Here is a 12,636-nt window from a genome sequence, read left to right on the forward strand (position 1 = left end):
CGCTGATGAGCGCAGCGCTCGGTGCAGCGCTGTACCCGGCGGCTCACGCGGCCGATGTCTCCGGGGTCTCCGCCGATGCCCTGCTGCCGCCACCCACCTCGCTCATGGCCAACCAGACGCTGTACCTGGACGTGACCCTCAACAGCACGCCACGTGGCCTGCTGCCCTTCACCGACAATCGAGGTCGCCTGCAGGCCAGCCCCGAGATCCTGCGCCAGCTCGGCTTCAACGCCAGCGGTGAGGCCCCGGTCTATCTGGACCAGATCAGCGGCGCGGTGGTGCGCTATGACGCGCAGCTGCAGACCCTCGCCCTGGACGTGCCACTGGACCAGTTGACCCTGCCCACCACCGTGATCAGCCGTCCGCAGGTCCACGCTCCCCGCGGCAGCGCCTCGCCCGGCCTCCTGCTCAATTACGACCTGTATGGCAGCCGCGTCGACAGCCTCGGGAACCTGACGCTGAGCTCTGAGCTGCGGGTGTTCGGCGTGGGCGCCGGCACCTTCGAGAACACCGCGGTCAGCCGTCGCTACCAGACCGGCCAGCGCCACTGGCGCAGCGAAAGCGTACGCCTCGATACGCGCTGGACGCTGGACTTCCCGGACAAGGCGCTGACCCTGGAGGTGGGCGATTTCTACAGCGGCTTTGTCGACTGGAGCCGGCCGGTCCGCCTGGGCGGCATCCAGATCGGCCGCAATTACGGGCTGCAGCCGTATCGCGTTCTTACCCCGACCCCCGCCTTTCTCGGCCAGGCGGTGGTGCCATCGACGGTCGAGCTGTATGTGGATGGCCTGCGCCAGTACAGCGGGCAGGTACCGGTCGGGCCGTTCCAGCTGGCGGCGCAACCGGGCATCAGCGGTACCGGCAGCGCACAGGTGGTGGTCACCGACGCCTTCGGCCGCATGCAGACCCTGGATTTCAGCTTCTACGGCACCCAGCAGCTGCTGGCCAACGGCCTGTCGGACTGGTCACTGGGTATTGGCCAGCTGCGCGAGGACTTCGGCGAGCGCTCCTTTGCCTACGACGACCGTACCGTGGCAAGCGCCAGCTGGCGTGGCGGGGTCAGCGACACATTCACCGGCGAAGCACATGCCGAGGGCGGCGGCGGCCTGGCCCAGGCCGGCGTGGGTGGCTGGTGGCTGCTGGGCGGCGCCGGCGTGCTCAATGCCGCCTATGCCCACAGCCGCTACCAGGGCCTGCAGGGCGGACAGTGGGCGCTGGGGTACAGCTGGAACAACCGGCGCTTCAATTTCAACCTGCGCAGCGTGCGCAGCCACGGTGACTACCGCGACCTGGGCGCGCTGCAGGCCAACCTGCCGCCCAGCATCAGCGAGCAGGCTACGGTCGGCCTGGACCTGCTGCGGCTGGGCACGCTCAGCGCCAGCTATCTGCGCCTGCGCTACCCCGATGGCGAGGACAACCGCTATGCCAGCCTGTTCTGGTCCCGCAGCTGGAGCCAGCGCTGGTCGGCCTACCTGTCGGTCAACCAGAACCTGGACAACAGCGATGACCGCAGTGTCTACCTGTCGCTGACCGCGAGCCTGGGCAACAACCGCCAGGCCAGCCTGTCCAGCCAGCGCAACGGTGACAGCCAGAGCTGGGTCGCCGATGTCACCCAGCCGGTGCCGGGTGATGGCAGCGCCGGCGGTATCGGTTGGCGCGCGCAGGTCCGCCACGGCGACGGCGGCAGCGGCGGCCTGGCCGAAGTCGGCATCCTCAACGATGTCGGCCGCTACGCCTTCGGTGCCTCCCGCCAGGCGGGCCTCAACCATGCCTATGGCAGCGCCAGCGGCAGCCTGGTGTGGATGGCCGGGCACACCTTCGCCGCCCGCGAAGTCTCCGATGCCTTCGCGGTGGTCAGCACCAATGGCATCGGCGGTGTGCCGGTGCGGCTTGAGAACCGCCTGATCGGTGCCACCGACGAACGGGGCCTGCTGCTGATCAGCCCGCTGCTGTCCTGGCAGCGCAACCGCGTCTCCATCGACACCCTGGACCTGCCGGCGGACATGCGCGCCGATCGCATCGAGGACTGGGTGACACCCCGCCAGCGCGCCGGTACCCGGTTGACCTTCAACCTGCGCTCGCGGCCTTCGCTGACCCTCACCGTGCAGGACATGGCCGGCCAGCCGCTGGAAGCCGGCAGCGAGGTGCAGCTGGTGGATGGCCGCCAGGCGTCGATTGGTTACGACGGCCTGCTGTACCTGGAAGACGTGGGCGCTGGCACTGTGCTGTACATCACCACCAGCCGTGGCCAGTGCCGCGCGCGGGTACCGGCGTCGCCACAGGTGGTCGCTGCGGGAGCAAGGCCGCGCCCGGCCCCGCTGCAATGCGTGCCGGAGGTGGCGCCATGAGCCTGCGCCTGCTGCTGGCGGGCATGCTGCTGCTTGCCGGGCTGGTGGCCAGCCTGCCGGTCCGCGCCGCGGCCGTATGCACGGCAACCGCAGACGCCCTGCTGCCGTTCGGCAACGTCAACAGCGGCGCGGCCGGCCCGACCTCGGGCACCCTGAACATCACCGTGACCTGCACCACCGCCGCGCTGAGCCTGCTCGCCACCACCGGCGTGCGCGTCTGCGTGGGCATCGGCAGCGGCACTGGCGGCAGCACCACCACGCCGTGGCGAACGATGGTCAACGGCAGCGGCGATACACTCAACTTCCAGCTCTACAACACCTCCAACTACAGCCAGGTGACCGGCCTGGTGCCGCGCGGCGTGCCGCCGGCGCAGGAGCTGACCATGTCCTACAGCGTGCCTTTGCTGACCGGCGGCAGCGGCGCCCAGAGCGTGCAGCTGTTCGCGCAGATCCCGGCCAACCAGGTGCTGGCGTCGGGCAGCTACGGCAGCACCTTCAGTGGCGCCAACGTGGTGCTGACCTGGGCCTGGAACGAGGTGCTGCTGGGCACCGCCAGCGTGCCGGCCACCTGCAACGGCGGCGCGACCGGCACCAACAGCAGCAGTGCCGCCTTCGCCTTCAACACGACCGCCACCGTGCTGCCGCAGTGCGGCAGCTACCTGACCACGGACCTGAACTTCGGCACGGTCACCGGCGGCATTCCCGGCAACATCGACCAGACCGCCACCCTGGCCCTGACCTGCCTGAAGCGCACTGCCTACCAGGTCGGCCTGGACAATGGCCAGAACAATCCGGCCCTGACCACCACCCGGCGCATGCGCACCACCATCGGCGGCAACAACTATTACCTGCCCTATGAGCTGTATCGCGATGCTGCGCGCAGCCAGCGCTGGGGCAACACGCTTGCGCTGGACACGGTCAGCGGCACCGGCACCGGCGGCGCGCAGACGCTGAACATATTCGGGCGCGTGCCCCCTGTGGCCGGACAGCCACCGGCAGGCACCTACAACGACCTGGTACAGGTGACGATCACCTACTGAGGGGAGTCCGCTCTACAGAATCCCCCCTCTCGGCCGATACCGCGCATCAAGTCGACAACACGGTGGATCGCAGGTGGTTCGGGGAGTACTGATCGGGGCGACGGCGATGGCCATTGCCAGCACGGCAGCCTGGGCAGAACCGGTACCTGCTCCGCTGCAGATCCGCTTGGTCGTGGTTGAAGGCTGCGCCGGTCCTGGCGGCGCCCCACGTTGCCCGGTGCCGCAGCAGCACACCGACGGCGGCCACCTGCCGCCCCAGGTCCGTGAGCTGGCTCCGCCAGCGCAGGACGAACAAGGGCATTCACTGCCCGAACCGCGCACCACCTTCTACTGATGCGCCGGCTGCTGCTTCTGCTGGCCGCCGCGCTGCCCCTTCCCGCGCAGGCGCAGGCGCTGGAGCTGGTGCCGACCACCCTGCACCTGCCGGCCGCGCAGGGGCGGACCGAGCTATGGCTGCGCAATCCTGGCCCCGGGCATTGGCGTGGGCAGCTGCAGGTCTGGGCGTGGGACCAGCAGCAGGATGCCGAACACCTGCAGCGCAGCGGGCAGGTACTGGCCAGCCCTACCCTGCTGGACCTGCCGGCCGGCGCCCGCCAGCGCGTCTGGTTGCTGCCGGCCTCACCGGTACCCGTGGTCACCGAACGGGCGTTCCGTATCATCCTGGCACCAGCCGAAGCCGGCATGCCGCGCTATTCGCTGCCACTGTTCCTTGGCGAACAGGCCTCCCCGGCGCGGCCCCGGCTGCAGGTCGAGGTGATGGCCAGCGGATCGCAGCCGATGCTGCGACTGCACAACAGCGGTGCCCGGCACGCACGCCTGAGCGAGCTGAGCTTTGAGAGGGCCGACGGCCGGCGCAGGCTGCTGCTGCCCGGCCTTGCCGGCTACGTGCTGGCGGCCAAGCGACGCCAGTGGCCATTGCCGCCGCGCGCCGATGGCTATGCCGGTGGCCGCTTCCACGCCCGCCTGCAGGACGGCACAGACGTGATTCTGATCCCATCGGTGCCCGCAATTGCGGCGAGCCAGCCAAGCGGGCTATAATTGCCCGGATGTCCTGCCGCCCTGTGTGCGCGGGACGCCGTCCACACCGGACGTCACCGGTGAATCCACACCTGCTGCCCCCATCCGTGCCGGGGTGCTCCGCAAGGAGTTCGGCCACGAAGGCAACAGGGAAGCCCAACCCCGGAACCATCAGCGCTTCCACGCGTCCCGCATACCTATCCCGCGGGCGGAATCGCCGGTTCCCCATCAGGAGTTCTGCAATGCCCCAGGTCACCATGCGTCAGATGCTGGAAGCCGGCGTCCACTTCGGCCACCAGACCCGCTACTGGAACCCGAAAATGGCTCCGTACATCTTCGGCGCCCGCGGCAAGATCCACATCATCAACCTGGAAAAGACCGTCCCGCTGTTCAACGACGCGATGAACTTCATCTCGTCGGTTGCCCAGAAGCGCGGCACCATCCTGTTCCTGGGCACCAAGCGCAGCGCGCGCGAGTCGATCCGCGAAGAAGCCGAGCGTTGCGGCATGCCGTTCATGAACCAGCGCTGGCTGGGCGGCACCCTGACCAACTTCCGTACCGTCAAGCAGTCGGTTGCCCGCCTGAAGGAACTGGAAGCCGGTGAAACCGACGGCACCTTCGAGAAGCTGGTCAAGCACGAAGTGCTGGGCCTGCGTCGCGAGCGCGACAAGCTGGAAGCTTCGCTGGGCGGCATCAAGGACATGAACCGTCTGCCGGACGCGATCTTCGTCATCGACATCGGCCACGAAGACATCGCCATCAAGGAAGCCAAGAAGCTCGGCATCCCGGTGATCGCTGTCGTCGATACCAACTACAACCCGGAACTGGTGGATTACGCGATCCCGGGCAACGACGACGCCATCCGTGCCGTGCAGCTGTACGCGCGCGCCGCTGCTGACGCCGTGCTGGAAGGCAAGGCTGCTGCACCGCACGCTGCCACCGTCCGTGAAGAAGAGTTCGCCGACGCTCCGGCCGAAGAAGGCAAGCCGGCTCGCCGTGCTCCGGCCAAGAAGGCTGCTGCCGACAAGGGCGAAGCCCAGGCCTGATCCAGGCCCTGGTGGGCGCCACGCGCCCACCTTTCCTGTCCGCTGCCGATGGCGCGACGACAGGACACTGTCACACGGGCCGGCCACCATGCCGGCCCAACCCCTTTCTTTCGTGAGGTAATCCCGTGGAAATCACTGCTTCCCTGGTCAAGGAACTGCGCGAGCGCACCGGCGCCGGCATGATGGAATGCAAGAAGGCGCTCACCGAGGCCGGCGGCAACATCGACGCCGCTGCTGAAGCGCTGCGCAAGTCCGGCGCTGCCAAGGCCGACAAGAAGGCTGACCGCGTCGCCGCCGAAGGTCGTCTGGGCCTGGCCCAGGACGGCGGCAAGGCCGTGCTGGTCGAGATCAACTCGGAAACCGACTTCGTCGCCAACGACATCAACTTCAAGAACTTCGTCGATTCCGTCGCTGCCGCTGCCCTGGCATCGGGCGCCGCCGACGTGGAAGCCCTGAAGTCGGCCACCCTGCCGAGCGGCCAGACCGTCGAAGAAACCCGCGCGACTGCCGTGCAGACCCTGGGTGAGAACATCCAGATCCGTCGCCTGGTCAAGCTGGACACCACCGGCAACGTCGGTTCCTACGTCCACACCAACGGCAAGGTCGGCGTGCTGGTCGACCTGATCGGCGGCGACGCCGAACTGGCTCGCGGCCTGGCCATGCACGTGGCTGCGCTGAAGCCGCCGCACAACAAGGCTGCCGATGTGCCGGCCGAGTTCGTGGAAAAGGAAAAGGAAATCGAACTGGCCAAGATGTCCGAGAAGGACAAGTCCAAGCCGGCCGACATCCTGGAAAAGATCATCAGCGGCAAGATCAACAAGATCGTCAGCGAAGTGACCCTGTACGGCCAGAGCTACGTGCTGGACGGCGACAAGACCGTCGAGCAGGTGGTCAAGGCTGCCGGCGCCGACGTCGCAGGCTTCCAGCTGCTGGTCGTTGGCGAAGGCATCGAGAAGGTGGTGGAAGACTACGCCGCCGAAGTTGCCAAGGCGATGCAGGTCTGATTCCAGCCTCACGGCTGCAATGAAACCAGAAGGAGCCGCGGGAAACCGCGGCTCTTTTTTTATGCCGGCGGGCCTGTGGGTGCCCTTCACCTGTGGGTGGCCGAATCTGTGGGTGGCGGAATTTGTGGGTGGCGGAATCTGTGGGTGCGCACCGTTGGTGCGCACACCGTCACCTTTGCGTTGCAGCCGAATCAAGCCGATACTCGGCAAAGGGAAGCTGCAGTCGCATAACAGGAACGAAAGTCGCAGACTGTGATGCATTCCTAGGTATTCTTGTCCTAATGGAATTGAACGACCCGACATGCCTCCCGAGCTGACAGCTGCCCTGGCGCTTTGCCGCAACCTCCCCTCGCCGCCCGGTATTGCCCTGCGCATCATCGAACTGGCCCAGGATCCGGAAGCGGACATCGCAACCGCTGCGGACATCATCGCCATCGACATGGCGTTGAGTGCGCGCATGCTGCGTATCGCCAATTCACCGCTGTATGCCAGCCGGCGCCGGATCGAGAACCTCGGCCAGGCTCTGACCATGCTCGGGCTGAACGCCACGATCAGCCTCGCCCTGGGCTTCACTGTCACCCAGGGCCTGACCGGCAACGGCGGCGCCGACCACGACCTGCGCCAACGCGCCTGGAAGCGCAGCATCCTCAGCGCACTGGCCGCCAGCCAGCTCGGCCAGGCGCGCGGCCTGCGCCGGCTGGAAGAACTGATGCTGGCCGGGCTGCTGCAGGACATGGGAGTGCTGTGCCTGGCCCAGGCCGAATCCGAACGCTACCTGCCGCTGCTGCGCGAGGCGCGCGACAATCCCGACCTGATCGCGCGCGAGCGCCAGGAACTGGGCTGCAGCCACGCCGACGTCGGTGCATGGGTGGCCGAGCAGTGGGGCCTGCCGCGCTACCTGGTGGACAGCATCCGCCACAGCGAAGACGAGGGCACCGCCGAGAATCCGTTCCAGGCCTGCGTGCAGCTGTCTGGCGCGGTCGCCGACATCTGGCTGGATGAAGACGCCGATGCCGCCCGCGAACGCGCCCTGCAGCAGGTCCATGACCGCCTGCAGATGGACAGCGCCCGCTTCGACCAAGTGCTGGCGCGGATCAGCGACGCGTTGCCCGACATCGCCAGCCTGTTCGAGAACGGCCTGAACTCGCCGGCACGCGTGCGCGAGTTGATCGACCACGCCCAGGAGCTGGCCACCCTGCGCAACCTGCGCGAACTGCAGGATGCCGACCAGGCCCGCCGTCGCGCCGATGAATTCGAGGCCCGCGCCAAGCGCCTGGCCGACCAGGCCCATCGCGATGCCCTGACCGGTGTCCTCAACCGCCGCCAGCTCGAAGCCGTGCTGGAACAGGAATTCCTGCGTGCCGGCCGCCATGGCTGGCCATTGTCGGTGGCCTTCATCGACCTGGACGATTTCAAGAAGATCAACGACGCGCACGGCCACCTGACCGGCGACGAGGTGCTGCGGGCCTTTGCCGGCAAACTGCAGGGGCAGCTGCGCAACAGCGACACCGTGGCCCGCTTCGGCGGCGAGGAGTTCGTCGCGCTGCTGCCCAATACCAGCGAATCGGTGGCCCTGGACGTGATCCGCCGGGTGTTGGCGAACATCGTCGCCACCCCGATGGCGGAACTGGAAGGCGGCCCGCTGTTCATCACCTTCTCGGCCGGCGTGGCCACCCAAGGGGGCTACGAGCGCTTTGCCGGCGTGCAGGACCTGCTGCGCGCCGCCGATGACGTGCTCTACCGCTCCAAGAACCTGGGCCGCAACCGGGTCATCGCACGCTCTCCCGGCGAGCTGGGGCATGATGAACTGTCTGCCACGGCTGGCGCCGAGCTGGGCTGAATGGTGCGCCCCGGATGCACGGGGCACGCCGGTATTTTGCGCCGCAGTGCACAAAACGCTTTGGCCGCGCGCCGCTTGCGCGTAGAATCGCCCGCGATTTCCACGCACCCGAGGTCCCTATGTCCAAGCTCGCCTATCGCCGCATCCTGTTGAAACTTTCCGGGGAGGCGCTGATGGGAGATGAGGACTACGGCATCGACCCCAAGATCATCAACCGCCTGGCCCGTGAAGTCGTCGAGGCCCAGCAGGCCGGCGCCGAAGTCGCCCTGGTCATCGGCGGTGGCAACATCTTCCGCGGTGCGGGCCTGGCCGCTGGCGGCATGGACCGCGTCACCGGCGACCAGATGGGCATGCTGGCCACGGTCATCAACGCGCTGGCCATGCAGGATGCACTGGAAAAAGTGGGCGCCAAGGCCCGCGTGATGAGCGCGATCAAGATCAACGACGTGTGCGAGGACTACATCCGTCGACGCGCCATCCGCCATCTGGAAAAGGGCCGCCTGGTGATTTTCGCCGCTGGCGTCGGCAGCCCGTTCTTCACCACCGATTCCGGCGCGGCCCTGCGCGCGATCGAGATCGGCGCCGACCTGCTGCTGAAGGCAACCAAGGTCGATGGCGTGTACGACAAGGATCCGAACAAGTACAGCGACGCTGTCCGCTTCGACAGCCTGAGCTACGACGAAGTGATCCGCCGCGGCCTGGAAGTGATGGATACCGCCGCCTTCGCCCTGGCGCGCGACAGCGACCTGCCGATGCGCGTGTTCGACATGGGCCAGCCGGGCGAGCTGCTGAAGATCCTGCACGGCGAGAACATCGGCACCCTCGTCCAGGGCCGCGACCCGGCCTGAGGCTGAGCGCAAGGCGACCTCCGGGCCGATTCAGGCCCGGCGGCGTCCCGTATTCGCCTATAATCGCCCGATTCCAGTTACATCCAGGACCCTGGCGATGCTCAACGACATCAAGAACAACGCGCAGACGCGCATGGCCAAGAGCATCGACGCTCTTAAGCACACCCTCACTTCGATCCGCACCGGTCGCGCCACACCGGCCCTGCTGGACCGCGTCACGGTCAATGCTTACGGCAACGCCAGCACCCCGCTGAACCAGGTTGCGTCGATCTCCAACGCCGATGCCCACTCCCTGCTGGTCACGCCCTTCGACAAGAGCATGATCAAGGAGATCGAAAAGGGCCTGTACAACATCGAGCTGACCCCGAACACCATCGGCACCTCGATCCGCGTCAACCTGCCGCCGCCGACCGAAGAGCGCCGCAAGGAACTGGCCAAGCAGGTACAGAAGGAAGGCGAAGGCGCCAAGATCGCCATCCGCAACATCCGCCAGGACGCGAACAAGGAAATCGCCAAGCTGCTGAAGGACAAGGCGATCAGCGAAGACGACAAGAAGCGCGGCGAAGACGATATCCAGAAGCTGACCGACAGCAACATCAAGGATGTGGATAAAGTCGTCGCCGACAAGGAAAAGGAACTGATGTCGGTCTGAAGTCGATGCCTTCAGCCCCGCCTCCCCTGCCGGCCGCCCTGCCGCGCCATGTTGCCATCATCATGGATGGCAACGGGCGCTGGGCACAGCTGCGCCGTCGCCCCCGCGTGATCGGCCATCGTGCCGGCGCGCGCGCGGTCAACCGCACCATCGAACGCTGCCTGGAACTGGGCATTCCGGCGCTGACCCTGTTCGCGTTCTCCAGCGAGAACTGGGGCCGGCCGCAGGAAGAAGTCGATGCGTTGATGAAGCTGTTCCTCGGCGCGCTCGACCGCGAAGTGGACGAGCTGCATCGGCGCGGCGTGCGCGTGCGCTTCATCGGCGAACGCGAGCGCTTCGGTGCTGCCCTGGTCAGCCGCATGCAGCTGGCCGAACAGCGCACCGCCGACAACAGGACACTGACCCTGTCGATCGCCGCCAGCTATGGTGGCCGCCAGGACATCGCCCGTGCCGCACGCGCACTGGCCGCTGAAGTGGCCGCCGGCCGCCTGCTGCCCGAGCAGATCGACGAATCCCTGCTGGGGCGACAGGTGGCCCTGGCCGATCTGCCGCCACCGGACCTGTTCATCCGCACCGGCGGCGATACCCGCATCAGCAACTTCCTGCTGTGGCAGCTGGCGTATACCGAGCTGTGGTTCACCGAAGCGCTGTGGCCGGATTTCGACGCCGCGCAGCTGCAGCTGGCGCTGGATGCCTACGCCAGCCGTGAGCGCCGCTTCGGCCTGACCAGCGCCCAGATCGCCGCCCTGGCCACCGAGACGTCCAGCCCATGACCAAGACCCGAGTCCTCGCCGCGCTGATCATGGCGCCGGTCGCCATTGCGGCGATCCTGTTGCTGCCGACGCAATGGCTGGCCGCCGCCGCCGCCGCCGTGCTGCTGATCGGCCTGTGGGAATGGCTGAAGCTGGCCGACATCGAAGACACCCTCGCCCGCACCGTGCTGCTGGTCCTCAACCTGGTGCTGATGGTGCTGCTGGTGTGGGCCGATGCCGGCACCCTTGTGCTGTTCCAGATCGCGACCCTGGTAGGCGTGGCCTGGTGGCTGGGCGCGCTGGTGTGGCTGCGCTTCTTCAACTTCGGCGCACAGCCCGGCAGCCCGGCGCGCATCCTCAAGCTGCTGGCCGGCACCCTGGCCATCGTGCCTGCGTGGGCCGCACTGGTACTGATCCATGCCGGCGGCGACCCGCCCGGGCATCAGGGCCACCTGTGGCTGCTGGCCGCGCTGGCGCTGGTCTGGGCCGCTGATTCGGGCGCCTACTTTGCCGGGCGTCACTTCGGCAAGCACAAGCTGGCACCGCGGATCAGCCCGAACAAGACCTGGGAAGGCCTCGTCGGCGGGCTGATCGCCGGCGTTGCGGTGGCCGTCGGCCTGGGCTGGCTGGCCGGCATCGATGCCGCGCACCTGCCCGGCCTGCTGCTCACTTCGGTGGTGGCGGTATTCGCCTCCGTACTGGGCGACCTGTTCGAAAGCCTGATCAAGCGCCATGCCGGCGCCAAGGATTCAGGCCACCTGATCCCCGGCCACGGCGGCGTGCTCGACCGCGTCGACGGCGTGCTGGCGGCCATCCCGGTGTTCGCACTGGGCAAGGAAATCTTCGGGTTCTGACCATGGATGCTGCTGCAGACCTGCGCCGGGTCGCCGTATTCGGCGCCACCGGCTCGATTGGTGCCTCCACGCTTGACGTGATCGCCCGCCATCCACTGCGGTACCAGGCCACCGTGCTTGCCGCCGGCCGCCAGGTACAGGCGCTGCTGGCCCTGTGCCGGCAGCACCGGCCCGCGCATGCGGTGATCGCCGATGAAACCCTGTATGCCGAACTGCGCGACGGCCTGCGCGACGCCGGCCTGGCCACCCAGGCCCACGCCGGCCATGCCGCGCTGGACCAGCTGGCGGCCAGCGACGCCTGCGACACCGTGGTTGCCGCGATCGTCGGCGCCGCCGGCCTGTCCTCGACCCTGGCCGCCGCTGCGGCCGGCAAGCGCATCCTGCTGGCCAACAAGGAATCGCTGGTACTGGCCGGTGAACTGCTGACCCGCACCGCCGAACGCGCCGGCGCCGAGATCATCCCGATCGACAGCGAACACAGCGCGATCTTCCAGTGCCTGCGCTCACGTGATGCCAGCCTCGACGGTGCCGGGGTGCGCCGCATCCTGCTGACCGCCTCGGGCGGCCCCTTCCGCGGGCGCAGCCGCGCCGAACTGCAGCAGGTCACCCCGGCCCAGGCCGTGGCGCATCCGAAGTGGTCGATGGGGCCGAAGATCTCGGTCGATTCGGCGACGTTGATGAACAAGGGCCTGGAAGTGATCGAGGCCCACCATCTGTTCGGCATCCCCGGCGAGCGCATCGAGGTGCTGGTGCATCCGCAGAGCCTGGTGCATTCGCTGGTGGAGTTCGTTGACGGCTCCACGCTGGCGCAGATGGGCCTGCCGGACATGCGCACCACCCTGGCCGTAGGCCTGGGCTGGCCGCAACGGATCGAATCGGGCGTGTCCGGGCTGGACCTGCTCACCCAGGGCCGGCTGGATTTCGAGGCCCCCGACACCGACGCCTTCCCCTGCCTGGCCCTGGCATGGCAGGCGATGCGCGCCGGCGGCACCGCCCCGGCGGTGCTGAACGCTGCCAATGAAGAGGCTGTTTCAGCGTTTCTTCAGGGCCGCATAGGCTTCCTGACCATTCCGACGCTGGTTGCTAACGCTCTTTCAACACTGCCGACCGAACCAGCCGATACACTTGAGGTTCTGTTGTCCGCCGACGAGCGGGCCCGCCAGCTGACCCTGAACGCCATCGCCGCCACCTGAACAGCGCACCCATCCCGTATGACGCCGCCGCCCGTGTCCGCC

General features: G+C 67.7%; 11 protein-coding genes. All 11 read left to right on the forward strand.

Going from position 1 to position 12,636, the window contains the following annotated elements; translation table 11 throughout:
* Positions 1–5: 5 nt before the first annotated feature.
* The 11 genes from K5K93_RS05925 to K5K93_RS05975 all read left to right on the forward strand — a co-directional run bounded on the left by K5K93_RS05925 (position 6) and on the right by K5K93_RS05975 (position 12,594).
* Complete coding sequence (locus K5K93_RS05925; protein ID WP_222390126.1) at positions 6–2,348, forward strand: fimbria/pilus outer membrane usher protein; 2,343 nt, start codon at positions 6–8, stop codon at positions 2,346–2,348.
* Between the two features lie 2 nt (positions 2,349–2,350).
* Positions 2,351–3,388, forward strand: coding sequence for a spore coat U domain-containing protein (locus tag K5K93_RS05930; RefSeq protein WP_222390995.1), 1,038 nt, complete (start codon positions 2,351–2,353; stop codon positions 3,386–3,388).
* 333 nt (positions 3,389–3,721) lie between these two features.
* Complete coding sequence (locus tag K5K93_RS05935; RefSeq protein ID WP_222390128.1) at positions 3,722–4,426, forward strand: molecular chaperone; 705 nt, start codon at positions 3,722–3,724, stop codon at positions 4,424–4,426.
* A gap of 221 nt (positions 4,427–4,647) precedes the next feature.
* Positions 4,648–5,451, forward strand: coding sequence for a 30S ribosomal protein S2 (gene rpsB / locus K5K93_RS05940; RefSeq protein WP_093817755.1), 804 nt, complete (start codon positions 4,648–4,650; stop codon positions 5,449–5,451).
* A 125-nt stretch (positions 5,452–5,576) separates the two neighbouring features.
* A complete protein-coding gene (tsf, locus tag K5K93_RS05945) occupies positions 5,577–6,455 on the forward strand; it encodes a translation elongation factor Ts (protein WP_093817754.1) in 879 nt (292 codons plus the stop codon).
* Positions 6,456–6,756: 301 nt separating this feature from the next.
* A complete protein-coding gene (locus K5K93_RS05950; RefSeq protein WP_093817753.1) occupies positions 6,757–8,295 on the forward strand; it encodes a GGDEF domain-containing protein in 1,539 nt (512 codons plus the stop codon).
* Positions 8,296–8,414: 119 nt separating this feature from the next.
* Positions 8,415–9,143, forward strand: a complete 729-nt coding sequence (gene pyrH, locus K5K93_RS05955) for a UMP kinase (RefSeq protein WP_025877663.1) — start codon at positions 8,415–8,417, stop codon at positions 9,141–9,143.
* 97 nt (positions 9,144–9,240) lie between these two features.
* Positions 9,241–9,795: a ribosome recycling factor gene (frr, locus tag K5K93_RS05960; protein WP_049465365.1), complete on the forward strand. Its 555-nt coding sequence runs from the start codon at positions 9,241–9,243 to the stop codon at positions 9,793–9,795.
* Positions 9,796–9,800: 5 nt separating this feature from the next.
* The gene (gene uppS / locus K5K93_RS05965; protein ID WP_093817752.1) at positions 9,801–10,568 is read left to right on the forward strand and encodes a polyprenyl diphosphate synthase; all 768 of its coding nucleotides are present in this window, start codon (positions 9,801–9,803) and stop codon (positions 10,566–10,568) included.
* Entirely contained in the window at positions 10,565–11,401 is an 837-nt protein-coding gene (locus K5K93_RS05970) for a phosphatidate cytidylyltransferase (RefSeq protein ID WP_222390130.1), read from the forward strand. Before uppS ends, K5K93_RS05970 begins: the two co-directional genes overlap by 4 nt.
* A gap of 2 nt (positions 11,402–11,403) precedes the next feature.
* Positions 11,404–12,594 carry a 1-deoxy-D-xylulose-5-phosphate reductoisomerase gene (locus K5K93_RS05975; RefSeq protein ID WP_222390131.1) on the forward strand — a complete coding sequence of 397 codons (1,191 nt, stop codon included), beginning with the start codon at positions 11,404–11,406 and terminating at the stop codon, positions 12,592–12,594.
* Positions 12,595–12,636 lie beyond the last annotated feature (42 nt).

Source organism: Stenotrophomonas sp. DR822 (assembly GCF_019793815.1).
In the GTDB taxonomy this organism is placed as follows: Bacteria; Pseudomonadota; Gammaproteobacteria; order Xanthomonadales; family Xanthomonadaceae; genus Stenotrophomonas; species Stenotrophomonas indicatrix.